General features: G+C 70.4%; 25 protein-coding genes. 10 read left to right on the top strand and 15 right to left on the bottom strand.

Annotated elements, in window-relative coordinates:
* Window positions 1-25 precede the first annotated feature (25 nt).
* Genes fumC through ABD143_RS16065 form a run of 4 tightly spaced genes read left to right on the top strand, consistent with a single transcriptional unit; the run spans window position 26 to window position 4,233 of the window.
* A complete protein-coding gene (gene fumC / locus ABD143_RS16080; protein ID WP_343978201.1) occupies window positions 26-1,474 on the top strand; it encodes a class II fumarate hydratase in 1,449 nt (482 codons plus the stop codon).
* Entirely contained in the window at window positions 1,471-2,862 is a 1,392-nt protein-coding gene (locus tag ABD143_RS16075) for a heterodisulfide reductase-related iron-sulfur binding cluster (protein ID WP_343978198.1), read from the top strand. The genes fumC and ABD143_RS16075 overlap by 4 nt, the downstream gene beginning before the upstream one ends.
* The gene (locus ABD143_RS16070) at window positions 2,849-3,427 is read left to right on the top strand and encodes a LutC/YkgG family protein (RefSeq protein WP_343978195.1); all 579 of its coding nucleotides are present in this window, start codon (window positions 2,849-2,851) and stop codon (window positions 3,425-3,427) included. Before ABD143_RS16075 ends, ABD143_RS16070 begins: the two co-directional genes overlap by 14 nt.
* A 44-nt stretch (window positions 3,428-3,471) precedes the next feature.
* Window positions 3,472-4,233: a DUF1275 family protein gene (locus ABD143_RS16065; protein WP_343978192.1), complete on the top strand. Its 762-nt coding sequence runs from the start codon at window positions 3,472-3,474 to the stop codon at window positions 4,231-4,233.
* 100 nt (window positions 4,234-4,333) lie between these two features.
* Here the strand turns inward: ABD143_RS16065 and ABD143_RS16060 are convergent, their stop codons facing one another.
* Genes ABD143_RS16060 through ABD143_RS16040 form a run of 5 tightly spaced genes read right to left on the bottom strand, consistent with a single transcriptional unit; the run spans window position 4,334 to window position 8,575 of the window.
* Window positions 4,334-5,098, bottom strand: coding sequence for an SDR family NAD(P)-dependent oxidoreductase (locus ABD143_RS16060; RefSeq protein WP_343978189.1), 765 nt, complete (start codon window positions 5,096-5,098; stop codon window positions 4,334-4,336).
* A complete protein-coding gene (locus ABD143_RS16055) occupies window positions 5,095-5,844 on the bottom strand; it encodes an SDR family NAD(P)-dependent oxidoreductase (protein WP_343978186.1) in 750 nt (249 codons plus the stop codon). The genes ABD143_RS16060 and ABD143_RS16055 overlap by 4 nt, the downstream gene beginning before the upstream one ends.
* Window positions 5,841-6,590: an amidohydrolase family protein gene (locus tag ABD143_RS16050; RefSeq protein ID WP_343978183.1), complete on the bottom strand. Its 750-nt coding sequence runs from the start codon at window positions 6,588-6,590 to the stop codon at window positions 5,841-5,843. The genes ABD143_RS16055 and ABD143_RS16050 overlap by 4 nt, the downstream gene beginning before the upstream one ends.
* A complete protein-coding gene (locus ABD143_RS16045; protein WP_343978180.1) occupies window positions 6,587-7,330 on the bottom strand; it encodes an amidohydrolase family protein in 744 nt (247 codons plus the stop codon). Before ABD143_RS16045 ends, ABD143_RS16050 begins: the two co-directional genes overlap by 4 nt.
* 30 nt (window positions 7,331-7,360) lie before the next feature.
* Window positions 7,361-8,575 (bottom strand): metal-dependent hydrolase family protein, encoded by a 1,215-nt coding sequence (locus ABD143_RS16040; RefSeq protein WP_343978177.1) that lies wholly within the window; start codon window positions 8,573-8,575, stop codon window positions 7,361-7,363.
* A 112-nt stretch (window positions 8,576-8,687) separates the two neighbouring features.
* Between ABD143_RS16040 and ABD143_RS16035 the strand changes: the two genes are divergently transcribed.
* Window positions 8,688-9,404, top strand: coding sequence for a cysteine hydrolase family protein (locus tag ABD143_RS16035; protein ID WP_343978174.1), 717 nt, complete (start codon window positions 8,688-8,690; stop codon window positions 9,402-9,404).
* 91 nt (window positions 9,405-9,495) lie between these two features.
* Window positions 9,496-10,137, top strand: coding sequence for a GntR family transcriptional regulator (locus ABD143_RS16030; RefSeq protein ID WP_343978171.1), 642 nt, complete (start codon window positions 9,496-9,498; stop codon window positions 10,135-10,137).
* Window positions 10,138-10,151: 14 nt separating this feature from the next.
* Here ABD143_RS16030 and ABD143_RS16025 read toward each other — a convergent pair whose 3' ends face one another.
* The 4 genes from ABD143_RS16025 to ABD143_RS16010 are packed head-to-tail and all read right to left on the bottom strand — an operon-like array spanning window position 10,152 to window position 15,799.
* A complete protein-coding gene (locus tag ABD143_RS16025) occupies window positions 10,152-12,179 on the bottom strand; it encodes an ABC transporter ATP-binding protein (protein ID WP_343978168.1) in 2,028 nt (675 codons plus the stop codon).
* A gap of 17 nt (window positions 12,180-12,196) precedes the next feature.
* Window positions 12,197-13,150, bottom strand: a complete 954-nt coding sequence (locus ABD143_RS16020) for an ABC transporter permease (RefSeq protein WP_343978164.1) — start codon at window positions 13,148-13,150, stop codon at window positions 12,197-12,199.
* Window positions 13,147-14,079 carry an ABC transporter permease gene (locus tag ABD143_RS16015; RefSeq protein ID WP_343978161.1) on the bottom strand — a complete coding sequence of 311 codons (933 nt, stop codon included), beginning with the start codon at window positions 14,077-14,079 and terminating at the stop codon, window positions 13,147-13,149. The genes ABD143_RS16020 and ABD143_RS16015 overlap by 4 nt, the downstream gene beginning before the upstream one ends.
* A 22-nt stretch (window positions 14,080-14,101) precedes the next feature.
* Entirely contained in the window at window positions 14,102-15,799 is a 1,698-nt protein-coding gene (locus tag ABD143_RS16010) for an ABC transporter substrate-binding protein (protein WP_343978158.1), read from the bottom strand.
* 492 nt (window positions 15,800-16,291) lie between these two features.
* Here ABD143_RS16010 and ABD143_RS16005 point away from each other — a divergent pair, with 492 nt between their 5' ends.
* From ABD143_RS16005 to cspE, 3 genes are all read left to right on the top strand, one after another.
* The gene (locus tag ABD143_RS16005; protein WP_343978155.1) at window positions 16,292-16,933 is read left to right on the top strand and encodes a GntR family transcriptional regulator; all 642 of its coding nucleotides are present in this window, start codon (window positions 16,292-16,294) and stop codon (window positions 16,931-16,933) included.
* Between the two features lie 43 nt (window positions 16,934-16,976).
* Window positions 16,977-18,218 carry a methylaspartate ammonia-lyase gene (locus ABD143_RS16000; RefSeq protein ID WP_343978152.1) on the top strand — a complete coding sequence of 414 codons (1,242 nt, stop codon included), beginning with the start codon at window positions 16,977-16,979 and terminating at the stop codon, window positions 18,216-18,218.
* A 296-nt stretch (window positions 18,219-18,514) separates the two neighbouring features.
* On the top strand, window positions 18,515-18,718 hold the full coding sequence (gene cspE / locus ABD143_RS15995) for a transcription antiterminator/RNA stability regulator CspE (protein ID WP_343978149.1): 204 nt from the start codon (window positions 18,515-18,517) through the stop codon (window positions 18,716-18,718).
* An 86-nt stretch (window positions 18,719-18,804) separates the two neighbouring features.
* Here the strand turns inward: cspE and ABD143_RS15990 are convergent, their stop codons facing one another.
* Genes ABD143_RS15990 through ABD143_RS15965 form a run of 6 tightly spaced genes read right to left on the bottom strand, consistent with a single transcriptional unit; the run spans window position 18,805 to window position 24,860 of the window.
* The gene (locus ABD143_RS15990; RefSeq protein WP_343978146.1) at window positions 18,805-19,908 is read right to left on the bottom strand and encodes an acetoin dehydrogenase dihydrolipoyllysine-residue acetyltransferase subunit; all 1,104 of its coding nucleotides are present in this window, start codon (window positions 19,906-19,908) and stop codon (window positions 18,805-18,807) included.
* Between the two features lie 2 nt (window positions 19,909-19,910).
* Complete coding sequence (locus tag ABD143_RS15985; protein WP_343978143.1) at window positions 19,911-20,924, bottom strand: alpha-ketoacid dehydrogenase subunit beta; 1,014 nt, start codon at window positions 20,922-20,924, stop codon at window positions 19,911-19,913.
* A gap of 15 nt (window positions 20,925-20,939) precedes the next feature.
* Window positions 20,940-21,935 carry a thiamine pyrophosphate-dependent dehydrogenase E1 component subunit alpha gene (locus tag ABD143_RS15980; RefSeq protein ID WP_343978140.1) on the bottom strand — a complete coding sequence of 332 codons (996 nt, stop codon included), beginning with the start codon at window positions 21,933-21,935 and terminating at the stop codon, window positions 20,940-20,942.
* Complete coding sequence (locus ABD143_RS15975; protein ID WP_343978138.1) at window positions 21,932-22,699, bottom strand: acetoin reductase; 768 nt, start codon at window positions 22,697-22,699, stop codon at window positions 21,932-21,934. Before ABD143_RS15975 ends, ABD143_RS15980 begins: the two co-directional genes overlap by 4 nt.
* Entirely contained in the window at window positions 22,696-23,766 is a 1,071-nt protein-coding gene (locus ABD143_RS15970) for a 2,3-butanediol dehydrogenase (RefSeq protein ID WP_343978135.1), read from the bottom strand. The genes ABD143_RS15975 and ABD143_RS15970 overlap by 4 nt, the downstream gene beginning before the upstream one ends.
* Window positions 23,763-24,860 carry an ATP-NAD kinase family protein gene (locus ABD143_RS15965; RefSeq protein ID WP_343978132.1) on the bottom strand — a complete coding sequence of 366 codons (1,098 nt, stop codon included), beginning with the start codon at window positions 24,858-24,860 and terminating at the stop codon, window positions 23,763-23,765. Before ABD143_RS15965 ends, ABD143_RS15970 begins: the two co-directional genes overlap by 4 nt.
* 255 nt (window positions 24,861-25,115) lie before the next feature.
* Between ABD143_RS15965 and ABD143_RS15960 the strand changes: the two genes are divergently transcribed.
* Window positions 25,116-25,640 (top strand): SixA phosphatase family protein, encoded by a 525-nt coding sequence (locus tag ABD143_RS15960; protein WP_343978129.1) that lies wholly within the window; start codon window positions 25,116-25,118, stop codon window positions 25,638-25,640.
* Window positions 25,641-25,653 lie beyond the last annotated feature (13 nt).

Raw genomic sequence — 25,653 nt, 5'->3', positions numbered from 1 at the left:
TACCACGGGTAAGACCGTCCCGACCGTGCCAATCGGCACCGGCGCCACAGGCACCCGCATGGAAAGCGACTCGATGGGTCAGATCGAGGTGCCCGCCGAGCACTACTGGGGCGCACAGACCCAACGTTCCCTGATCCATTTCTCCATCGGCGACGACCACATGCCCAAGGCCGTCTATCACGCCTACGGCTACGTGAAGAAGGCCGCCGCGCTGGTCAACCAGAGCGCAGGCCGGCTGGACGCGCAGCGCGGCGCCGCGATCATTCAGGCCGCCGACGAGGTCATCACCGGCCATCTGGACAGTGAGTTCCCGCTGTACGTGTGGCAGACAGGGTCGGGCACCCAGTCGAACATGAACGTCAACGAGGTGATCGGCAACCGGGCCAGCCAACTGCTCGGCGGCACACTCGGCACCAAACACCCGGTGCACCCCAACGACCACGTCAACATGGGCCAGTCGTCCAACGACACCTTCCCGACCGCGATGCACATCGCCACCGTGCTCGAGGTGACCGGGCGTCTTTTGCCCCACGTCGACCGGCTCGCTCAGACGATCCATGACAAGGCCGTGCAGTGGGTGGACGTGGTCAAGATCGGACGCACGCACCTGCAGGACGCCACCCCGCTCACCGTCGGGCAGGAGTGGTCGGGCTGGGCCACGCAACTGCGCGAGGCCCGGGCGCGTCTCGCCGATGCACTGCACGCGATCTACCAGGTCGCCGCCGGCGGCACCGCCGTCGGCACCGGGCTGAACGCCCCCGACGGGTTCGGCGAACAGATCGCCGCACAGGTCGCCGACCTCACCCGGCAGCCGTTCACGACTGCGCCCAACAAGTTCGCCGCCCAAGGCTCGCTGGACGCGATTGTCGCGGTCAGCGCCGGGCTGCGCGGGCTAGCCGTCGCGCTGATGAAGGTCGCCAACGACATGCGCTGGCTGGCCTCCGGCCCCCGCGCCGGGCTGCACGAGCTCACGCTGCCCGCGAACGAGCCGGGCTCATCGATCATGCCCGGGAAGGTCAATCCCACCCAACAGGAGGCCATGGTCATGGTCTGCCTGCAGGTCATCGGCGAGGACTCGATCGTCGCCGCCGCGGGGGCACAGGGGAACTTCGAGCTCAACGCCATGCGCCCGATCATCATCAACAACGTCCTGCACTCAGCCCGCATCCTCGGCGACGCCTGCGAGAAGTTGCGCCGCTACAGCGTCGACGGAACCGAACTCGACCGAGCAAAGGTCGACGACTACGTCGGCCGGTCGCTGATGCTCGTTACCGCGCTCAGCCCCACCATCGGCTACGACAAGGCATCCGCGATTGCGCACAAGGCCGACGACGATGGGGTCACCCTTCGCGAGGCGGCCCTCGCCCTGGGTGTCGTCGCCGCCGAATTCGACCGCGTCATCGACCCCGCCGCCATGGTCGGCCACCCCCGGCGTGACCTCGGGCTCGACCAGCCCAACGAGAACGACCCGTGACCGCCGACGCCGACCGTCACCGACCGTCGGTCTCATCCACAGAAGGGGCCCCCGTCGTGCGTGTTGGGCTGATGGTTCCCTGCTATATCGACATGTTCTATCCGCAGGTCGGCGTGGCGACGCTGGAGTTGCTGGAGAAGTTGGGGGTCGAGGTGGACTATCCCTTCGATCAAACCTGCTGCGGTCAGCCGATGGCCAACAGCGGCGCGTTCACGCAGGCGAAAGCGACTGAGGAACTGCTCGTTCGCAACTTCGCCGACTACGAGTACATCGTCGCGCCGTCGGGCAGCTGCGTGCATCACATCCGCAACAAGTTCACCGCGGCGAAGGACTCACCCGGTCGCCGGCACGTGTCCTCACAGGTGCGGGATTTGCCTGAGTTCCTCTGCGACGTGCTGCGGGTCCAGGAGTTCCCGTGGGCGGAGTTCCCCCATGAGGTTGCGCTGCACGTGAGCTGCTCGGCCATCCGCGGCCTGTGTGAGCAGTCCATGAGCGAGCGGCCCAACGACCCGTGGTTCTCCAAACCGAGAAGCCTGCTGGAGAAGGTCAAGGGCATCAGCATCGCCGACTTCGACCGCCCCGATGAATGCTGCGGCTTCGGCGGGACGTTCGCGGTCACCGAGGAAGCCGTCTCGGCCGCGATCGGTAACGACAAACTCGATCGCATCGCCGCCACGGGTGCCCGCTACGCCGTTTTCATCCGGCTGCTCACCCGCAGCGCCACCGGCGAGCGAATCACCCAATACACCTCGCACTTCGCGGGGCCCCGCGACGGCGCCGAGATGCACGTCGTGCTCGTCGACAACGGCCGCACGCAGCGGCTCGCCGACGAGCGCTTCTGGCGCTCGCTGAAATGCATTCGCTGCGCCGCGTGTATGAACACATGCCCGGTCTACCGGCGAAGCGGCGGCCTCAGCTACGGCTCCACCTACATGGGACCCATCGGCATCATCATGATGCCGACGTTCGACATCCAGCGCCACAGCGAGTTGCCCTTCGCCTCCACGATCAACGGTAGCTGCACGAACGTCTGCCCCGTCCAGATCAATATCCACGAACAGATCTACCAGTGGCGCGAGGAGATGAACGCCAAGGGGGAGTTCTCCACCACCAAAAAGGCGGCCATGAAGGTCGCCGACAAGGTTCTCAGCCACCCCGAGGCCTACCGGATGGCCACCGAGGCAGGCAAGGCCGCGCTGGACGTTCTACCGCATTTCGCGATCTACAACCGGCTCAACGCCTGGGGACGCCACAGGGACCTCCCGAGCCCGGGCGCGGAGACCTTTCACCAGTGGTATTCCCGCAACCGCGGCAGCACTCACCCCCGGGATGCACTGCCCCGGGAAACCACGACAAGCACCCATGGGGCTGACGATGGGCACACGTGAGGACATCCTGACCGCGATCCGTGAGCGCCGGCCGCCGTCGCGCGAGCTACCGCAGATCCCCGACTTCCACCACAAAGCCGATGACCTCACCGGCCTGTTCGCCGCCGCCCTTGCACGCCTCGACGGCAACACCATCACCCAGCCACCCGACGACCTGCAACAGTGGCTGACCCGCACCTTCCCCCACGCCCAGCGAGTCTGCTCCACGGTCCCCGAGGCAGCCGGAACAATCAATCCGGCGGAACTCACCGACTGGGCGGCACCCGCCGACATCGACGTCACAGTCGTCCGATCACCACTCGGCGTAGCAGAAACCGGATCGATTCTGGTCACCGAGAAAGAACTGGGCGTCAACACCATCGCCACGCTCGCAGAGCACCTGGTCGTGCTCCTCGACCCCGTCGACCTCGTCGACAACATCCACACCGCCTACAGCCACCCCAGCTTCCAGGACGCCGCCTACGCCGTACTGCTCTCGGGGCCCTCCGGATCAGCCGACATCGGCGGCGTCACCGTCCACCCCGCCCAGGGCGTCACCACCCTGACCGTGATCCTCACGCCGTAGGGTCAGGGTTCCCCAGCATGACCCCGGCCGTCTCGGCTCCAGCCGTGGACGATTCGCTGCGCCTGAAGCTGCTTCCAACTGTACTCAGTGTGATCGCCGGGAGCGCGGACGTGATCAGCTTCCTCGGGTTGGGCGGCCTGTTCGTCGCCCACATCACCGGCAACCTGGTCATCCTCGCCGCCCACGTCGTCACGGGTGACCCGGTCGGGATCGCGCCCGTGCTGTCGGTCCCCGTCTTCATCGTCGTGCTCGCCTTGGCGAGACTGTTGGCGGCCGGTCTGGAAGCGGCCGGGCTCGCCTCCCTGCGTCCTCTTCTCCTGCTGCAATTCCTGCTGCTCGCGGGCTTCCTGGCGCTGAGCCCGTCCATCGGCATCGACCCGAACGCGCCGAACGAAGTCCTCGCCGCGATGCTGGGCGTTTCGGCCATGGCAGTGCAGAACGCCCTGGTGCAGATCTCGGTGCGAGGCGCGCCGACCACGGCGGTGATGACGACCAACATCACCCGCTTCACGATGGACGTCGGTCACGTTCTGCTGGGGCAGGACCCGGCTGAGGCGGCCGCGGCGCGCCGCCGCGCGGCGAACACCTGGCCGTCGATCGTCGGTTTCGGGGCCGGCGCCGCGCTGGGTGCCGCCCTGTTCAGGGCTGTCGGCCCGGCGTCAATCGCCCTCCCCACCGGCCTCGCGCTGCTCGCGCTCGCCGGCGTGCACCACGGCACGGCCGCTCGCGCGCGAGCCGGCCGCGAGCCTGGATGTCGAGGGCGACGGGGAGGGCGTCGATTCCGACTGTGGCGGGCGAAGCCATAGAAGTAACCACGTACATACAACAGATCAGATGGGTTGACCGGCGTGGCCTGAATGCGAAGTCGCACTTCCCCTCGATGTCGATCCTTCGGGAGCCGTCCCGTCAGGTGGGCCATGCCGCGAGAAGGCCACCGTCCACGGTGATCGTCTGGCCGGTCACGTACCGCATCGTGTCGGACAGCAGTGCACACACCACGTCGGCCACGTCGTCCGGCTGTCCGACCCGGCCGAGCGGGATCTTCGCCGCGGACCGCCGGAGGCCTTCCGGTCCGCCGGAGTTGACCCCGTCCAGGGACTGCGGCGACTCGATGACGCCGGGCAGTACCGCGTTCACCCGGATCCCGCGCGGCGCGAGCTCGAGCGCCGCGCTGCGCACCAACCCGATCACCCCGGCCTTCGACGCGGTGTAGGGCGTGTGGCCGGCCCAGCCGACACTGCCGCCTGCGACGCTCGACACGCACACAGCCGCGCCGCCCTCAGGAAGGTGCGGGGCGGCGGCCCGGAGCGTCCGCATGACGCCCGTCAGGTCGACGTCGAGGATGCTCCACCACAGCTCGTCGGTCATCTCCGCGAGCGGCCGCAGGAGCAGCCAACCCGCGTTCGCGACGACGAAGTCGAGGCTGCCGAAGCGGTCGACCAGCGTGGCGCACGCAGCGTCGAGCTGCGCCGGGTCGCGCACGTCGGCCGGCAGCGCGACGGCCCGGCCGCCCTCCCGCTCGATCTGCTGGACCGTCGCGGCGGCGTCGTGGGGGTCGCCGTCGAAGGTGCCGACTCCGACGGCGGTACCGAGCCGGCCGGCGGCAACGGCGACGGCGCTGCCGATCCCGCTGGCCGCCCCCGTGACGAGCACGGTGCGCGGGGCCGTCACAGCATCACGTCCCCGGAGTTGGGCCCGAGCGTCTGCCCGGTGTAGAGATCCCCGCCAGGGCTGCTTGCGAGCAGGACGGCCGTGGGTGCGACCTCCCCGGGCTGCCCGAACCGCTTGAGCGGGAGCCCGGCGAGCAGCGGCCCCGTCCACTCGTCCGACAGGTCGCCACCGAGCGGGGTGATGATCGGGCCGGGCGCGATGCAGTTCACGGTGACGCCGCGCCCGCCGACCTCTTTCGCCAACGACTTCGTCAGGCCGATCACGCCGGCCTTCGCGGCGGCGTAATGAGCGAGCCCGGCGCCGCCCTTCTGGCCGACCTGAGAGGCGATGTTGACGATCCGGCCGAAGCCGCGGTCCAGCATGCCGGGCAGAGCCGCTCGGCAGCAGAGAAAGACGCTGCGGAGGTTCACCGCGATCATCTCGTCGAACATCGCGGTCGGCATCTCCGCGACGTGGCACTCGGTGAGGATCCCGGCGTTGTTGACCAGCACGTCGAGCGGGCCGAGCTCCTCGGCGGCGGCGACCATGCGGGCTACGTCGTCCTCGACCGCGACGTCCGCGCGCACCGTGACGACCGGCACGCCGTGGGCGGCGCAGCGGTCCGCGACCGCCTGCAGTCCGTCGCCCGCGGCCCGGTCGGCGAGGGCGAGCCGCGCCCCGGCGACCGCGTACGCCTCGGCGATCGCCGCGCCTATCCCGCTGGCCGCGCCCGTGACGAGCGCTGTGCGTCCGGCGAGGGCGCTCACGCCGGCACCCCGATCCCGAACAGCCGGCTCGCGTTTCCGGAGAGCAGCTGCGCGCGCTCCTCGTCGGAGATGTGCACCTGGTGCACGCGCCGGTGCTCGTACGCGACCTCGAACCGTGGCGCGCAGCTGCCGAACAGCACGCGGTCCGCCCCGAAGTTGCGCACCGTCCGCTCCAGGAAGTCGTCCCGGTACACGCCGTTGGTCAGGATGTGCACGTTGGGCGCGCCGAGGGCGATCTCGGCGTCCGACTGCGCGAGTCCGGAGATGTTCAGCTGCCCGCCGTTGGTCATGACGACCGGGACGTCCGGGCACCACTCGGCGAACCGCCCCACCTGGATGGCCTCGGACAGGCAATGGAACCCGGTGGCCACGATGACCGGGACACCGAGCTCACCTGCTCGTTCGGCCACCGGCCGCAGCCGGACGTCGTTGATCTGGAAGTACTCCTCCGCGGGGTGCAGGAACACGCCGCGTGCGCCGCCGTCGACCGCCCGGGCCAGCTCGTCGACGGCGGCCTCGCCGTCCCACGGGTCGATCCGGGCCAGCGGGACGAGCCTGCCGCCGGAGTCGCCTGCGACGGCGGCGATCTCGGTGTTCGCGGCGGCGAAGTCGTGGTCACGGGGGTGGACGGGAGCGACGACGGCCGTCGCGATCCCCTCGGCGTCGAGGGTCCGCACAAGGTCCGCGGCGTTCAGTTGGTAGCCGAACCGGGAGACCCCGAGGAAGCAGAGCGCGTCGATCGTCATCGCGTGATCCCCAGCAGCGTCTCCGCGTTCCCGCCGAGGACCAGATTGCGGTCCTCGTCGCTCAGCTGCGCGAGCACGATCTTCTGCGTCTCCAGCGCGGGGGAGCTGACCGGGCCGTCGCTGCCGTAGATGACGCGCTCGGCACCGATGCGCCGCACCGCCTCCCCGATCTTCGCGGGGTACGGCGTCGCGGAGGTCTCCAGGATGATGTTGGGGTACCGCTCGGCCACGTCGATCGCCTCGTCGACGTGGAAGTAGCCCCCCATGTGACCGAGGATGATCGTCGAGTCCGGGCAGGCGGCCGCGGCCGGTGCGATGGACAGCGGGGTGGTCAGCGGCTCGTCGCCGCAATGGAACAGCGTCGGGACGCCCAGCTCGCCGGCGGCCTTGATGAGGGCGATCGTCTCGCGGCCCCCCGGGTGGGCCAGCGTCGAGACGGGGTGCAGCTTCAGCCCGCGGAAGTTCATGTCGCGCACGGCGGTGTGGAGGAGGCCGATGGCCTCGTCGACCTGCCGCGGGTTGAGCCGGATGAACCCGTGGAGCCGGTTCGGATGCTTCTCGCACGCCTCGGCGATCAGCTCCAGCGCCTTCGGGCTGGCGCCGCCGGGCAGATCCCCGATGGTCATGACGGCGGCCCGCTCGATGCCGGCCTCGTCCATGCTCCGCAGGCACGTCTCCGCCGACAGCTCCCAGCCGAGAGACGGGACGTCGTCGATGTGCATGTGCATGTCGATGATCACTGCTTCACTCCCTCCGGTCCTCTGCCGCACTCACGCCAGCACACTCGCGTACTCCTCGATCGTCGCGTCGAGCCACGCCGGGTCCACGATGCGCCCGCGCGCGACGACGCGGACGGGACGGCGCAGCGCGGCGAGGTCGGCCCGCGGGTCGTCGGCGAGGACCAGCAGGTCGGCACGGTGTCCCGGGGCGATGACGCCGACCTTGTCGCCGAGGACCGGCCCGGCGTGGACCGTGGCCGACCGCACGGCGTCGTAGGCACTCATCCCGCCCGTCACGTACATGTCGAGCTCGTCGACGAGGCCGCCGATCGGGTTGAAGGCCGTGCCCGCGTCCGTCCCGGCGGCGATCTTCACGCCGGCGCCGATCGCCCGTGCCGTGCTCGCCCGGTAGGTCTCGCGGGCGGCGAGGCTCTTCTCGACGGTGTCGTCGGGGATGCCGACGCCGGCGGCGATGTTGTTCAGCGCGCTCACGGTCGGCACGAGGGTGGTCCCGCTGCCCTTGAGCATCTCGAACGCCTCGTCGTCGGCGAAGGCGGCGTGTTCGATCGTGTCGATCCCAGCGCCGAGGGCCGCCTTGATGCCCTCCGGGGAGTGTGCGTGGGCGGCGGTGCGGGCGCCGAGCTTGTGCGCCTCCTCGACAGCCGCGGTCAGCTCGTCGAGGTTCAGCCCCTGCACGCCCGGGTTGCCTGGGGTGGAGATGCCGCCGGTAGCCATCAGCTTGATGACCGGCGCGCCCGCGGCGATCTGCGAGCGCACCGCGGTGCGCAAGGCGACCGGCCCGTCGGCGATCAGCCCGTACTGCGCGCAGTGGCCGCCGGTGATGGTGATGGGACGGCCGGCGGCGGCGATCCGCGGGCCGGTGACGGAGCCCGCGCGCACGTGCGCGGCGTACTCCAGCACGAGGTGGTCGACGGAGCCGAGGTCCCGGGCGCCGGTGATCCCGGCCCGCAGTGCGAGCAGCCCGTTGTGCAGGCAGGTCACCGAGCGGACGAAGCCGCTGCGGTCCCAGTGCACGTACGCGAGCGGGTGCGCGGCGAGGTCGAAGTGGACGTGGCAGTCGATCAGCCCGGGCAGGACGTAGCCGCCGTCCACGTCGAAGGACTCACCGGCGTCGTCGGCCGAGTCGAACTCGCCGATCGAGTCGCCGTGGAGCGTGAGGGTCCGGAAGGGGCGTTCGGTGAGTTCGGGCCCCACGAGGGCGACGCCGTTGCGAAGGACCGTGGGGCGATCGGCGGGGGTGGACACGGTTTCCTCCAGCGGATTCGCGCATTGCCTGCAACTGATAGATCACACTGTAGCATCTGATCTGTTACAGTGGTGGTGTTGCGGCGAGGTGCGACCCGAGCGGAGCGAACGGTTGATCGAAATCGACGGCAAGCAGGTGCTGACTGAGCTCTCCGAGCTGGTCGATGCGCGGCATTCGGCGCTCGTGCTCGTGGACATGCAGCGGGACTTCCTGGAGCCGGACGGCGTGCTCGGCCGGCTCGGTGTCGACCTCGGGATGTACCCCCCGATGCGGCCTCGGCTGGCCGGTCTGCTCGACGCCGCGCGCGCGGCAGGCGTGCTCGTCGTCCACGTCCAGATGAGCGCGCTGCCGAACCGGCGGAGCGACTCGCCCGCCCAGCTGCGCTTCAACCTCCGGATGCACGCCGAGGCGCGAGCGGGTCGCCCGGCGCTGCGCTACTGCGTGGCGGGCACGCCGGGGCACGAGTTCGCCGAGGAGTTCCAGCCGCGCGACGGCGAGCTCGTCGTGCCGAAGTGGCGTTCGAGCGGCTTCTGGGGCACCAACCTCGACCTGCTGCTGCGCAGCAACGGGATCCGCAGCGTGATCGTCACCGGGTGCACGACCGAGGGGTGCGTCGAGTCGACCGCCCGCGACGCCCTGTTCAACGACTACTACGTGGTCGTCGTCGAGGACTGCGTCGCCAGCGACGACCCGGCGCAGCACGACGCGTCGCTCCTGCTGATGCGAAACCGGTTCGACATGGCGCACGCCTCGGACGTAGCGGGGGTGTGGCAGAGCGGCCGCGAGCCGGCGGCCGTGCCCGTCGAGGTCGCTGCGCACCCGGCCTGATCTGACATACGACTGCTGCATGCAATGCTGTGATTGGGTCATCGCATGACCAGTGCGACATACTGCTATGGCAGTCGGTCGAGGGGACAGGATGTCAGCGAGCACGATGCGCGCCAGTGATCGGGCCTACGAGCAGCTGCGGGAACGGCTGCTCGACCTGCGGCTCTCGCCGGGCAGCGTCGTCAACGAGCAGTCGCTGGCCAACGAGCTCGGGATCGGCCGGATGCCGGTCCACGAGGCACTGGCACGGCTGGCGTCCGACGGGTTCGTCACCGTGCTCCCCCGCCGCGGCACGGTCGTCACCTCGTTCACGCTCGAGGACGTCCGTAACCTGTTCGAGGCCCGCGAGGCGCTGGAGTGCGGTGCCGTGCACATCGCCGCCCAGCGGGCCACCGACGCGGACGTGGCGGCTCTCGACGACCTGGTCGCGGTCGCCGACGAGGCCCGCGCGGAGGCCAGGCCCGAGGACTACCTGCGGACCGACTTCGAGATCCACCTGTTCGTCGTGCGCATGCTCGGCAACTCGCTGCTGACCGACGCCGCCGAGCGGCTGCTCCTGCACAACCTGCGGTTCTGGCGGTTCTACTTCTCCACCCGCCGCGCCCACGGCACGGCGATGCTCGGCCACGACGAGTTGCTGGCGGGCATCCGCACCCGATCGGGAGACTTGGCCGAGCAGGCGATGCGCAAGCACATCACGGACTCGCGGGGCCTGCTGCAGGCCTTGTTCTGACCCCCGCCGCCCGTTCACCCCGCCGAGGCGCCAGTGACGGCCTCCGCCGCGCACGGCTCCTGCAGCGGGAAGTGGCACGCCGTCGACTGACCTCCCGCGATCGGGCGCAGCGGCGGCTCCTCGATCGCGCAGATCTCCTGCGCCAGCGGGCACCGGGTGCGGAAGCGGCACCCCGACGGCGGGTCGATCGCCGACGGCAGCTCGCCGCCCAGCGGGGCCGCCTTCTTCGCCCGCTCCGCGTCCGGGTCCGGCTCCGGGATGGCCTCCAGCAGCCCCGCCGTGTACGGGTGCGCCGGGCGCTCGTAGACGCGGGACGCCGGCCCGACCTCTACGAGCTTGCCCAGGTACATGACGCCGATCCGGTCCGCGAGGTAGCGGACGACGGACAGGTCGTGGCTGATGACCACGTAGGTCAGGCCCATCGAACGCTGTAGCGACCGCATGAGGTTGAGGACCTGCGACTGCACGGAGACGTCCAGCGCGGACACCGGTTCGTCCGCGACGACCAGCCGCGGGCCCAGCATGAGGGCCCTGGCCAGTCCGATCCGTTGCCGCTGCCCGCCGGAGAACTCGTGCGGGTAGCGCTCGAGCGCGTTCTTCGGCAGGCCGACCTGATCGATCATCTCGGCGATGCGCGCCTCCCGGGCGCGGCGGTCGCCGACGCGCTGCACGGCGAGCGGCTCCATCAGGCTGGCGCCGACCTTCATCCGCGGGTCGAGCGACGCCGAGGGGTCCTGGAACACGAGCTGGATGTCGCGGGGGCGCACGCGGCGGCGGCCGACGAGCCGCTCGCCGTCCAAGGTGATCGTGCCTGCCGTGGGCTCGTCGAGGCCCACGAGGAGCCGGCCCGTCGTCGACTTCCCGCACCCGGACTCGCCGACCAGCGCGAAGGTCTCGCCCGCCGCCACGGTGAGCGAGACGCCGGAGACGGCCTTGAGCGTGCGGCCGCGGCCCCACCCGGATCCCGGGAGCGCGTACTCCTTGTGCAGGTCGGAGGCCTCGAGCAGGATCTCCGCCGGTCCGGCCGCGGCCTCCGCGGCGGCCTCCCGCGACACGATCGTCAGCACCGGGCGTTGCGCAGGCCGCGGGTGGAAGCACGCGAAGGCGCGGTCCCGGGGCGTGGCCGTCAGCGCCGGGTCCTCGGTGCCGCAGCGGGCGGACGCGAACGTGCACCGCGGCGCGAACCGGCACCCGACGGGCGGATCGGCCAGGTCCGGGGGCAGCCCGGGGATCGCGCGCAGCTCGTCCTTCCGGTCGGTGTGCATCCGCGGGATCGCGCCGAGCAGCGCCTCGGTGTAGGGGTGGCGGGGGTTCGCGAAGAGGTCCCTCGTCGGTGCGGACTCGACGATCCGGCCTGCGTACATCACGAGGATCCGGTCGGCGTGCCCGGCGATGACGCCGAGGTCGTGGGTGATCAGCAGGACGCCCATCGACAGGCGGTCCCGGAGCTCCCGCAGCAGCTCGAGGATCTGGGCCTGGATGGTGACGTCGAGCGCGGTCGTGGGCTCGTCGGCGATCAGCAGCTTCGGCTCGCACGCGAGCGCGAGCGCGATCATCACACGCTGCCGCATGCCGCCGGAGAGCTGGTGGGGGTGGCCGTCGAGGCGCTGCTCGGGCTGCGGCATGCCGACCAGCCCGAGGACCTCGATCGCCCTGGCGCGCGCCTCCTGCTTGCTCACGTCGCGGTGCAGGCGGACGGCCTCGATGATCTGGCGCCCGATCGTCATGGTCGGGTTGAGCGAGGTCATCGGGTCCTGGAACACCATCGCCACGTCGCGCCCGCGCACCTGGCGCATGTCGCGCTCGGTGAGCCCGGTCAGGTCGCGTTCGGCCAGCCGCACCGAGCCGGACGCGATCCGGCCGTTGGGCGGGAGCAGGCGCATGATCGACGACCCGGTCATCGTCTTGCCGCAGCCGGACTCACCGACCAGCCCGACGGTCTCGCCGGGGGCGATGTCGAACGAGATGCCGTCGACGGCGGTGACGACGTCCCGGCGGCGGCGCAGCTGGGTGCGCAGGTCACGGACCTCGAGCAGGGTCACGGAGTCTCCTCGTCGGGTCAGGCGGGCAGCCAGGGCTGCCGGACCCGGATCGTGTGGCGGGGGTCGAGGATCGAGCTGACGTAGTCGCCGAGGTAGTTGCTCAGCAGGATCGTCGCGGTGATGGCGAGGCCGGGGAACGTGGAGATCCACCAGGCGGTCTCGAGGAACTGCCCGCCCGCGGAGAGGTCGACGCCCCAGTCCGGCGCGGGCAGGCTGACCCCGAATCCGAGGAAGCTCAGGGTGGTCGCGGTCAGCACAGCCCAGCCGACCGCGCTGCTCGCCACGACCGCGATCTCGGTCGCGAGGTTGGGCAGCAGGTGCCGGGCCACGGTGCGCGGCCGGCTCGACCCGAACAGCCGCGCCGCGGCGATGTAGTCGGCCGTGCGCAGCCGCTTCACCGAGCTGTAGACGACGCGGGCGAAGGCCGGGATGTAGGCCACGCCGACGGCGATCACGATGCTGGTGACGCCGGTCCCGACGATCGCTACGACCATGAGCGCGATGAGCAGCGCCGGCAGCGCAAGCATCACGTCGAGGATCCGCATGACGAGCCCGCTGACGAAGCCGTTGGTCATCCCGCCGAGCAGGCCGAGCGAGACGCCGATGACGGTGGAGATGAGGATGCCGGTCACGCTGGCGAACAGGATCGGGTTGGCGCCCCACACCGTCCGGGTCAGCACGTCCCGCCCGAGGCTGTCGGTGCCGAACAGATGGGTGGGGCTCGGGCCGAGCAGCGCCCCGCCGACGGACGCCGTCGGGTCGCCCGGGGTGATCCAGGCCGGGAACACCACGACCACGAGGAGGAACAGCACGAGCGCCGCGAGCACGGCGCCCTGCACGAGCCCGCCGCGTGCGAACACGGCGCCGAGCGAGGATCCGCGGCGCCGCCGGGTGCGGGCCGCCGGAGCGGCAACCATCGCGGGGCCGGCCGCCGGGACCGTCTCCGCGTCCTGCCGGTCGATCGACGTCACAACGCCACCCGCTTCCGGGTCCGGGGGTCGATCACCCCGACGGTCACGTCGACCGCCAGGTTGATCAGGAGGTACACGATGCCGATGAACAGGACGGCGCCCTGCACGACCGGGATGTTCTTCGCCGCGATCGCGTTGACGAGGAAGCTGCCGAGCCCGGGGCGTCCGAAGATCACCTCGATGGCCGCCGCGCCGGTGAGGATGTTGCCGATCTGCAGGCCGAGCATCGTGACCGTTGGGATGATCGCGTTGCGCAGCGCGTGGATCAGCAGCACCCGCGCCGGACCGGCCCCTTTGGCCCGGGCCGTCTTGATGTAGTCGTCGTGGTATTCCTCGATCAGCCGGCTGCGCACGAGGCGGGTGAGGATCGCGGCGTAGCCCCAGCCGAGCGCGAGGGCGGGCAGGATCAGCGAGCTGAAGCCCTGCGTCCCGATCGCGGGCAGCACCTTGAGTCGCACCGCGAAGATCAGCAGGAAGACGAGGCCGAGCCAGAAGTACGGGATGGCGACCCCGGACACGGACACGACCCGGCCGATCCGGTCCCAGACCGAGCCCGGGCGGGCGCCGCCGACGATCCCCAGCGGGATGCCGACGACGATCGCCACGAGCATGGCGGCGCCGCTGAGCACGAACGTGTCGGGCGCCCTGTCGACGATCTCGTTGATCACCGGCCGCTGGGTGACGAAGGACGTGCCGAGGTCGCCATGCAGCAGCCCGCCCATGTACCGCAGGTACTGCACGTACAGGGGCTGGTCGAGCCCGAGCCGGACCTCCAGGTCGTGGATCTGCGCCGGGGTCGGGTTGGCCCCGAACAGCATCGCCTGCGCCGGGTTACCCGGGATCAGGTGGATGATGAGGAACGCGACGAGGGTGACGCCGAGGAGGACCGGCAGCGTCACCAGCAGTCGCCCGGCGATGAATCGGATCATGCCGACCCTTCCGAGGTGCAGGTCACGCGAGCTCGGCCGCGTGGAACAGCGCGTAGCCGGTGGTCCCGAAGTTGAGGCCCTTGAGGTTGCTGGCCGCCGAGAAGATGCCGCTGACGTTCCACAGCGGCAGGAAGATCGCGTCCTCCATGAGCGTCTGCGTGACCTGCTGGTACTGCCCAGTCCGGGTCGCGTCGTCCATGGTGGCGTTGGCCTGCGCGATGCCGGAGTCGACCGCCGGGTTGCTGTAGTGCGCCCAGTTGAAGCCGCTCTGGATCTGCTCGGTCGTGACCAGGTTCTTGAGCAGGTACGGGTCCACGTCGTAGTAGAAGATCGCCGACAGGTTCTGCACGCCGTTGTTGTAGGACTGCGCCGCGGTGGTGAACGGCTCGGAGCTCGTGGTCGCGGCGATGCCGACCGCCTTGAGCTGGCTGACGACGAACTGCGTCGGCAGGTCGAAACCGTTCGAGGACTGGATGAGGATCTCCACCTCGAGCGGCTGCCCGTTCTTGCTGCGGGTGCCGTCCGGCCCGGCCACCCAGCCCGCCTGGTCGAGCAGGGCCTTCGCCTTGTCCGGGTTGTAGGCGTACATGGTGTCGAGCGACTTGTCGTAGCCCGGCGTCGTCGGGGTGAGCACGTTGTGCGCGGGCTCGTAGGCGCCCATCAGCACCGACTGGACGAGCGTGTCCTGGTCGACCGCGAGGTTGATGGCCTGGCGCACGAGCAGGTCGTCGGTCGGGGTCTTCTTCACGTTGAGCGGGTAGCCGTAGGGCTGGCCGGTCGAGGGCATGTTGTAGTGCGTCAGGCCGGTCGTGTTGCGGATCGTCTGGATGTCGCTGGGGTTGAGGTTCATGGCCATCTGGATCTGGCCGGCCTGCAGCGCGTTGTAGCGGGCGGTCGAGTCGAGCAGGATCCGGAAGTCGAGGTTCGTCAGCTTGGCGGGGCCGGGCGCGCCGAAGGCCTCGGGGCCCCACTTGTAGGTCGGGTTCTTCGTGAGCGAGATGTGGTCCTGGGCGGCGTAGCTCACGAAGGAGAACGGTCCGGTCCCGACGGGGTTGTTCCCGAAGCCTGTCGGCCCGTACTTCTGCAGGGCCTGCGGGGAGGACATGCCGAACAGCACCGTGGTCATCTCGTGCAGGAACGCCGCGTTGGGTGCGCTGAACACCACCTGCGCGGTGTACTCGTCGACGACCCGCGTCTCCTGGTACGGGCCCAGTGAGCCCTTCGCCGCGCGCGACTTGGTCTCCGGGTTGACGATGTGGTCGAAGGTGGCCTTGACCGCCTCGGCGTTGAAGTGCGTGCCGTCGTGGAAGTCGACGTCCTGACGGAGCGTGAAGGTGTAGGTGGTGGCGTCCGGCGAGACCTCCCAGCTCGTCGCGAGGCCCGGGTAGAACTGCTTGTCCCCGTTCGCGGTCGGGAGCCACCACACCAGCGGGTCGAAGACCGCGGAGGCGATCAGCGAGGAGAGCGCGAGGCCGGTTGCGCCCGGGTCGAGGGTGTCCGGCTCCTGGAAGACGCCCACCGTCAGCGTGTCGGACGGGGTGTTGGCGATCCCCGCGGAAGCGCCGCTGCCGCACGCCGCAAGCAGCGAGGTGGCGCCGATCGCGCCGACGGCGGCGCCGCCGATCGCGAGGAACCGCCGGCGCGAGAGTGCGGACGCCGCCAGGGAGAACGACGCGGGGGCGTTCGTCGACAACGTGTTCTGCTCGACCTTGTCAGGCATTTCCCATTCCATTCATGGTTCGGTGCCGTGTGTCGCCCGCGGGCGATTTCTCCGCCATCGTGAGGTTGTTCTGGTGGTCCCCGCGGCGCGCGGCTGGTGGCCCGTGCCGTCCGTTGTTCCCAATGCCCTCGGAACGTCCGGAAACGTGTCGGCCCCCGCGCCGACCGTCAGTCAGATCACTTATCACCGTGTGATATGTCAAGAAGATAGTAGTCGTACGTTACTGCCACGTCAAGAACCGTTAATTGGCGGTTACGCCGTCCCGGGCGGGCCCGGCGCGGGCTCCGACGTCGTCGGTCCGGGGCAGGATGCCTGGTGTCAGACCTGAGGGCGATGATCGACAGTGAAACCCGGCCGTCACGTCGGCAACGTCCTCGGTCCGGCTCCGACCCCAAAGCGTCACAATCCAACGGGCTGCACTTTTGATATATCTCTACGAGACCAGTTCGACCGGCGCGCGGGCGGTTCACGCCGTGAGACGAGGAGGCACGAGTGGAAGCCGTCCGGCTGCGGACCAGCGATCGCGCGTATCTGGAGATCCGCGAACACATTCTCGACCTGCGCCTACCGCCCGGGTCCGTCGTCAACGAACAGTCACTCGCAACGGACCTCGGACTGGGTCGGATGCCGGTCCGGGAGGCGATCGCGCGGCTGGCGAACGACCGCTTCGTCACCGTTTTCCCGCGCCGCGGGACGATCGTGACGCCGGTGACCCTGGACGACGTGTTCGCCATGTTCCAGGCGCGCGAGGCGATCGAGTGCGGCGTCGTGCACATCGTCGCGCGGCGGGCCACCGACGCGGACCTCGCCGAGCTGCGGCGGTTGGTCACGGCGGCCGACCGGGCCCGCGAGGGCACCGACCACGAGGCGTTCCTGCGCGACGACCACGCCATCCACACACGGCTGGTCCACACGGTGTGCAACGCGCTGCTGCAGGCGCCGGCCGAGCGCCTGCTCCTGCACAACCTGCGGTTCTGGCGCAGCTACTGGGCGGCGCGGCCCGCGCGGCAGCACACCATGATGTCGCACGACGCGCTGCTCACCGCCCTCGAGGCCCGCGACCCGCAGGCCGCGCAGACGGCCATGCGCGCCCATCTCGTCGCGTCCCGCCAGCTGCTCCAGGACGCGTTCTGACCCGCCTGTCCCACCGCCCCTCTTCGTCACGGAGCCGTTCCCGATGCGCATCGCCGAGGTCCTGTGTGCCCCCGCCCGGACCGGGTTCTTCACCGACGACCAGACCGCGATCCGGGCAGGTGCGCGGCACGACGGCTTCACCTACGCGGGCGAACCGGTCACTCCGGGCTTCCGGGCGGTCCGGCAGGCCGGCCAGGCCCTCTCGGTGATGCTCCTGACGGACGACGGGCAGGTCGCCCACGGTGACTGCGCCGCCGTGCAGTACGCCGGGGTCGGCGGCCGCGACCCGTTGTTCGACGCCGACGCCGCCGCGGAGACGGTCGAACGGCATGTGGCACCGCTGCTGCGCGGGGCCGAGCTCACCGGCTTCCGTGACCTGGCCGCCGCGGTCGACGGTCTGCTCGTCGACGGGCGCCCCCTGCACACGGCCGTCCGCTACGGCGTGACCCAGGCAGTGCTCGACGCCGTCGCCCGCGCCCGCCGGACGACCATGGCAGAGGTCGTGCGGGACGAGTACGGCATCGACTGGGACATCGCCCCGGTGCCGATGTTCGTGCAGACTGGTGACGAGCGGTACGCAGGCGTCGACAAGATGGTGCTCAAGGAGGCCGCCGTCCTGCCGCACGGCCTGATCAACAACATGGAGACGAAGCTCGGCGCCCGCGGGGAGATCTTCGCCGAGTACGTCGGGTGGGTGCGCGACCGCATCCTCGCGCTCCGCACCCGCGACGACTATGCGCCGATGCTGTACTTCGACGTCTACGGGACGGTCGGCGAGGCGTTCGCGCTGGACGTCGAAGCCGTCGCCGACTATCTCGTCGCTCTGGGCCAGGTGGCGAGCCCGTTCCGGCTCACGCTGGAGCAGGTGCTCGACGCGGGCGGCCGGGACGCGCAGGTAAAGCTCTACGGCCGGCTCCGGCAGGCCCTGCGCGAGCGGGGCAGCGACGTGCGCATCGCGGTCGACGAGTGGTGCAACAGCCTCGCCGACATCGAGCTGTTCGTAGCTGAGCGGGCCGCCGACGTCATCCACGTGAAGACCCCCGACCTCGGCGGGGTCAACAACGTCGTGGAGGCGCTGCTCCTCGTGCGGCGCGCCGGTCTGGCCGCCTACTGCGGCGGAACGTGCAACGAGACCGACCGTTCGGCCCAGGTGACGACGCACATTGCGATGGCCTGCGGGGCGGCGCAGATCCTGGCGAAGCCCGGCATGGGTGTCGACGAGGGAATGATGGTCGTCGGGAACGAGATGGCCCGGGTCAACGCGCTGCTCCGCACCCGCCGTTGACCCCGGCGCGTGACGCTCCGGGCAGCACATCGTCGATCGTCGGTGTCCTCGTGCAGGCCTGAGCGCCGTGCACGGCGATCTGCGCGAAGCATGACGAGGCCAAGGATGTGCTTCCGGCGGCCGGCGCCGGCCATATGCTGAGTGTGGCCCGGCGCGAGCTGGCCGAGGCGGCGGCGGTGGGTCGAGCTGGTCGTCGTCGCGACGTCGGGCGATTTGTTCCGCATGTGAGTGATGTGGCGTACCTCTGCCACGTGAGGTGGCACGATCGGGTCGCGATCGGCCATCAAGGAGGAAACATGCCTGAGGGCACCGTGAAGTGGTTCAACGGGGAAAAGGGCTTCGGCTTCATCGCCCCCGACGACGGCGGGAAGGACGTTTTCGTTCACTACTCGGCTATCCAGGGCAGTGGGTTCAAGTCGTTGGAGGAGGGCCAGCGGGTGTCCTTCGAGACCAGCCAGGGTCAGAAGGGACCGCAGGCGGACAACGTCCGCGTCATCTGACCACGCCACCGGCCCGGTGGGCGAGCCGTCGGGCCATCCGGAGTGTTGCGGTGGTGGGCCGAGGATGCACTGCGCCCCCGCCGGGGCTACCGGCGGCGCTGGATCAGCCGGACCACGTCGCCTGCCGCCTCCATGTGCAGCATGTGACCGGCCTCGACCTGCTCGAGCTCCACCCCGTCGGGCACGGGGAGGATCCGGTCGGCGCTGCCCCACACCACGGTCACCGGCACGTCGACGTCGGCAAGCAGGCTGCGGGTGTCGATCGCCTGGTGTCCGTCCGCGTCGAGAAGGGTGCCGAGCACCGCCGAGAGTGCCTTGTCGACGCCGTCGATCCGCTTGTAGCGGAGCAGGTCGTCGACCAGCTGCCGGGTGACCTGCGACTGGTCGGCGAACAGCCGCCCTACCAGCGGCTTCAGCTCCCGACGTGACGTCGCCGCCGCGAAGCCCCGCAGGTACTCGGCGTCGGCGTCCGGGCCGAATCCGACGGGCGCGAGCAGCGTCAGTGACGCCACCTTCTCCGGTGCCGAACGCGCGACCGCCGCCGCGACCGCACCGCCGAGGGAGTGCCCCACGAGGTGCGCCCGCTCGATCCCGAGCGCGTTGAGGAATTCCTTGACGGTGTCGGCGAACATCGCCAGCGACCCGTCCCCGACGTCCTTGCTCGACGCGCCGTGGCCCGGCAGGTCCAGCGCGATCGCGGTGCCGGTCTCGGCGAGTGGCTGCTGCACGAACAGCCAGGAGTTCTTGTCCCCGCCGTAACCGTGCACGAGGACGACGGGATCTCCCGCCGGCTCCTCGGACGCGAGCGTCAGGTAGGAGATCGTCCGCCCGCCGACGTCGACCACCTGCGGCTCCGGTTCGTCGCCCACCTCCAGCGCGCCGGACGCGATGGCGGCCTTCGCCTCCTCGACGACGGCGTCGATCTCGGCGTCCGGCACGTCCTCCGGCGCGACGACGGCGAGCACCGCGCCGACGGGGAGGTCCTCGCCCGGCTCGGCGATCAGCCGGCGGATAAGCCCCTCGACCGGGGACTCCAGGGTGCCGGCGATCTTGTCCGTCTCGATGTCGAGGAGGTCGTCACCACCCGCGACCGTGTCGCCCTCGCCGACGAACCACTCGACGATCTTGCCTGTCTTCATCGACAGGCCCCACTTGGGCATCGTCACCCGCTGGATGCGGTCGTCAGTCATCGTTACCGCTTCCACTCCACGGCGGTCTTGACCGCGTTCGCGACGCGCTGGGCGTCGGGGATGAACAGGTCCTCCAACGAGTCGGCGAACGGCACCGGCGTGTGCGGACCGGTCACCAGCTGCGGTGGTGCCATCAGCGACGAGAACGCGTCCTGCGCGACCACGGCGGCGATATCCGTCGCCAGCGAGCAGCGCGGGTTGGCCTCGTCCACCACGACGAGTCGGCCGGTGTTCTCGACGCTCTCCAGGATCGTGTCCCAGTCCATCGGGCTGACCGTGCGCGGGTCGATGATCTCCGCGTCGATGCCAGAGGACGCGAGCTGCGCGGCGGCCTCCTGGGCCATCGCGACCATCCGGCCGATCGCCACGATCGTGACGTCCGACCCATCGCGCACGATGTTCGCCTCGCCGAACGGGATCGTGTAACTCTCCTCCGGCACCTCCGCGGCAACGTCGTAGAGCAGCTTGTGTTCGGCGAAGATCACCGGGTCGTCGTCGCGGATGGACTGGATGAGCAGGCCCTTGGCGTCGTAGGCGTTCGACGGCGCCACCACCTTGAGCCCGGGGATGTGGGTGAAAACCGAGAGCAGCGACTGCGAGTGCTGTGCCGCCGCGCGCAGGCCGGCGCCCCACATCGTTCGGATGACGACCGGGGTGACGGCCTTGCCGCCGAACATGTACCGGAACTTCGCGGCCTGGTTGAAGATCTGATCGAAGCAGACGCCCATGAAGTCGATGAACATCAGCTCGGCGACCGGCCGCATCCCGCCGGTGGCGGCGCCGATCGCGGCGCCGACGAACGCCGACTCCGAGATCGGGGTGTCCAGCACCCGGCCGGGGAACTGGTGGTAGAGCCCCTTGGTGACGCCGAGAACGCCGCCCCAGGCGTCCTCCTCGCCGGGCGAGCCCGCGCCGCCCGCGTTGTCCTCGCCCATCACGATGACCGACGAGTCGCGCTCCATCTCCTGGGCCAGCGCCTCGTTGATCGCCTCGCGGTAGGTGATGCTGCGTGCCATGTCCGATCCCTCCCGTCAGTACGAGACGTAGACGTCGGTCAGCAGGTCCTCGGCGCCCGGCTTGGGCGCCGCCTTGGCCTCCGCCACGGAGTCCTCGATCAGCTTTGCGACCTCGGCGTCGACCGCGTCGAGCCGGTCGACGGGCACCAGGGCCTGCTCGGTGACCCGGGCCCGGAACCGTTTCAGGCAGTCGAGCCGCTCGCGGGCGTCGGCGACCTCGCCTGCGCGGTAGAGCTGCTGGTCGCCCTCGAAGTGGCCGAAGTACCGGGTGAACTTCACCTCGATCAGGGTCGGGCCACCGCCCTGACGGGCCCTGGCCACGGCCTCACCCGCCGCCTCGTGCACGGCGAAGAAGTCGAACCCGTCGACGATCACGCCCGGCATCCCGAACGCCGCGGCCCGGTCGGCGATGTTGTCGCTCGCCACCGACCAGGTCGACGAGGTGGCCTCGGCGTAGCCGTTGTTCTCCGCGACGAAGATCGCGGGCAGGTTCCACACGGTGGCCAGGTTCATCGACTCGAACGTCGTGCCCTGGTTGGAGGCGCCGTCGCCGAAGAAGGCCACGGCGACACCGCCGTCGCCCTTGTACTTCGACGCCAGCGCGCGCCCGCAGATCAGCGGGGGACCGCCGCCGACGATGCCGTTGGCGCCGAGCATGCCCTTGGACAGGTCGGCGATGTGCATCGAGCCGCCCTTGCCCTGGCACGAGCCGGTGATCCTGCCGTAGATCTCGGCCATCATCGCCTTGACGTCGACGCCCTTGGCGATGCAGTGCCCGTGGCCGCGGTGGGTGGAGGCGATGGTGTCGCGCTGGTCGAGGTGTGCGCAGACGCCGGTCGCCGATGCCTCCTCCCCGGCGTAGAGGTGCACGAAACCGGGGATCTCGCCGGTGGCGAACTCCTTGTGCACCCGCTCCTCGAAGTCCCGGATGGTGCGCATCACGCGGTACGCGTCGAGAAGCTGGTCTGGCGTCAGCTCCTGGACAGTCGCGGTGGTCACGGTGCCGGTCATGCCATCACGATCCCTCCGTCGATCATGACCGATTGGCCGGTCATGTAATCCGAATCCGGTCCGGCGAGGTACGAGACGAACGCCGCCACGTCCTCCGGGGTCTGCACCCGGCCCAGCGTGATCAGCTGGGAGTACCGAGCGATGGCCTCGCCCTTGGCGACGCCGAGGTAGGGCCCGAGCTTCTCGTCGATCAGGTCCCACATGTCCGTCCCGACGATGCCCGGGCAGTAGGCGTTGACGGTGATCCCGTGCTTCGCCAGCTCTTTCGCGCCCGCTTGGGTCAGGGCGCGCACGGCGAACTTGGTGGCGGAGTAATGGCCGAGGAAGTCGAAGCCGGAGTGCGCGGCGATCGACGCGGCATTGATGATCTTTCCGCCGGTGCCCTGGGCGATCATCCGATCGGCGGCCGCCTGCAGGCAGTACACGACGCCGAACACATTCACCTCGAAGATGCGCTGCAGGTCGTCGGGCGTCACCTCGAGCAGCGTCTTGACCTGCGCGATCCCCGCGTTCGCCACCATGATGTCGATGCTGCCGAGCTCGGTCGCCGCGCGGTCCACCATCGCGAATACGGCGTCACGGTCGGTCACGTCGGCGGGGACGGCGATCGCGGTGCCGCCGGCCTCGGTGATCTCCGCGCTCACGGACTCGGCCGTGGACTTGTCGACGTCGTTGACGGCGATCGCGTGCCCGTCGCGCGCCAGCCGCAGCGCGATCCCGCGGCCGATGCCCCGTCCCGCGCCTGTCACCACTGCCGTGGTCATGCCAGCACCTCCCGCGGCGAGACGAGGATCTTCACGTTCTCCTCCTTGTTGTCGATGAGCTCGCGGAAGCCGCGCTCGACGATGTCGTCCAGCCCGATCCGGCCGGTGATGAACTGCGCGGCATCGACCTTCCCGTCCTGGATCAGGCCGATGGTGTCGGTGTGGTCGCCGCAGTAGGCGAGCGAGCCGATGACGCTGACCTCGGAGAACACGAGCTCGTTCATCGCGACCTCTGGCACGTGCCCCCAGATCGCGACGTTGACGACGGTCCCGCCGGGGCGCACCGAGCCGATGGCGGAGGCGAGCACGGCGTCGATGCCGGCGCATTCGAAGGCGACGTCCGTGCCGGCGCCGCCGGTCAGGTCGCGGATCGCGTCGGGCACGTTCGTCTCGGTGGGGTCGAGCACGGCGTCGGCACCCGCCGCCGTCGCCTTCGCCTTCCGCGCTGCAGCAGGCTCGACGACGATCACCCTCCCGGCCCCCGCCGCTACCAGCGCGGCCGCCGTGACCAGCCCGATCGGGCCGCCCCCGAACACGGCGGCCGTCCCGCCCGGGCGCAGCCCCGAGAGCCGCACCGCGTGGTAGCCGACCGCCAGCGGCTCGACCAGAGCGCCGAGGTCGGTGGGCAGGTCACCGAGCGGGTGGGCCCACCGGCCCTCGACCACGCATTTCTCGGCGAAGCCGCCCTGCTGCCCGGCCAGGCCGACGAACCCGAGGGACCGGCAGATGTTGTAGCGGCCCGCCGTGCAGGCCGAGCACTTGCCACACACGTAGTAGGGCTCGACGGCCACCCGGTCGCCCTCGCGGACTCCGCTCACGCCCGAACCGACCGCGGTGACCACCCCGGCGAACTCGTGGCCCATCACCACCGGCAACGTCTGCCCCGTGAGCGGGTGCGGAGATCCGGCCGGCGGGATGAAGATCGGGCCCTCGAGGTACTCGTGCAGGTCGGTGCCGCAGATGCCGCACCAGTCCACCGTCACCTCGACCTGGCCGGGCCCGACCGGGGTCTCGGGAACGTCCTCGATCCGGATGTCGCCGGGACCGTGGAAGCGGGCCGCCTTCATCGTCGGACCTCCTCGGTCAGCTCGTGCGTCTCGGAGACGAGCAACCGCCGCCGCGCGGCGGCCGCGAGTACGGCGCGCACGTCGAGGACGACCGGACCGTCGAGCGCGAGAGTGACGGTCACGGGCGTCCCGGGCGCGAACTCGATCTCGCGCTCGCCGTCGACGGCGACGGTGCCGCGGTCGAGCGCCACCGCGTGCGGAAGGCCGGCGGGCAGCACCTGCACATCCCGCACCCCGATCGGTGCGACCACGCCGGGTGCGATCGGGGCGAACACCGTCCGGTCCGCCGCGCCCGGCGGCGCAAGGCGGACCAGCACGCCTTGCGGGTCGGTGCGCGCGCTCGGGTGCAGCAGTCCAGCGATGCTGGACAGGCCGACGGCGTGCGGCTCGGCGAAGGCGCAGTACACCTCGCGCAGCGTCGCCGGCTGCCACAGGGCCTTCGACCCGATATGGGTCACCGTCGAGACGCAGACGTCGACCAGCGCCACTTCGGTCGCCGCGCCCGCCACGACGTGCAGGACCTTCGCCCGGCGCGTGGCCTCGTCCGCCGGGATCCGGCCCGTCGCGAACAGGCCGGCCGCGGTGCCGGCGACAGTCGCCTCCCACATCTCGGGGAAGGCGTTGTTCGTTCCGGTGGACAACGGCAGCAGGGCGACGTCGCCGCTCGCCACGCTCGCGGCGCGGACTGTCCCGTCGCCGCCGAGGAGCCCGATCACGTCTGCCCCGCGCTCCCGCATCGCCCGGACCAGCGTCCGGGTGTCCTCGGCGGTCCCGGTGATCGGGTCGAGCTCGACGAAGTCGAGCCGGGGCCACCGGCCGGTGTCGGCCGCCCGCCGGTCACGGGCCCGGAGCACGCCGGCGGCGACGCCCATCGCGTCGGTTGACATCAGCACGCGGTCGACGCCGGTCGCGCCCGCCGCGGCGATCAGCCGCAGCGCCATGTTGGTCTTCTCGGCGTTCGGGAAGACCGACGCCTGGGCGACCAGCCTGCGGATGTCGCGGCCTGACATCGGGTTCGCGACGATGCCGATCACCGAACCGGGGACGACCGGCAGCCCCGGGATCGCCTGCCCGTTCCGACCGCTGTCCTGCACGGCAACACTCCCAGGCCGTCCGTCTGGTGTTCACTCCTGGACGGGCGATCGGTGCACATGGCACCTGCGCCGGCCGCCCGTGGTGACCCAGTTCACCCCCACTGGTCGGCGCAGGCAATGGTCCGACGAGGTCGAGCATGCTGCCCGTGTGCCGAGGTGATACCGGCAAGGGTTGTGCCGGGGTACTTGCGAGGTGCGGCTGGGACTGTTCGGTGGTGTCCTGGAGGCTGTCCGCGGACGGGTAGGAGACCGGCGGTGAGCGGTGACCTGTACGACACGAGGTGGCTGGTGGTGCTTCGACATGCGAAATCCGCGTGGCCCGATGTGCCGGATGTGAAGCGTCCGTTGGGCAAGCGCGGCCACCGCGACGCGCCGAAGGCGGGGGTCTGGTTGCGAGACCACGGGCGGGCGCCCGACCAGGTTCTCTGCTCCCCAGCGCGTCGAACCCGCGAGACGTGGCAGCTCGCGGCGACTCGGTTGGCGGCCTCGCCGCCAGTCACGTACGACCGCCGGGTCTACGGCGCGGACACCACCCTGCTGCTTCGAGCGATCGCTGACTGTCCGGAGTGGGCGACGACCTTGCTGCTCATCGGCCACTGCCCGGGAGTGCAGGACCTGACGCTCTATCTGGCCGGGGATGACTCAGACGAGGGCGCGCTGGAGCGGGTCCGGACCAAGTTTCCGACGAGCGGGATCGCCGTGCTAGCGGTCCCGACGGGCTGGACCGGGCTGGCCTCTGGGGTCGGCCGCCTCACTGAATTCGCCGTCCCGCGCGGCTGAGTCCCTGGTCAGT

It is taken from the genome of Pseudonocardia aurantiaca (genome assembly GCF_039526725.1).
In the GTDB taxonomy this organism is placed as follows: Bacteria; Actinomycetota; Actinomycetes; order Mycobacteriales; family Pseudonocardiaceae; genus Pseudonocardia; species Pseudonocardia aurantiaca.
Note: the sequence above shows the minus strand (reverse complement) of the source record. Positions and strands in the feature narration are given on the sequence as shown.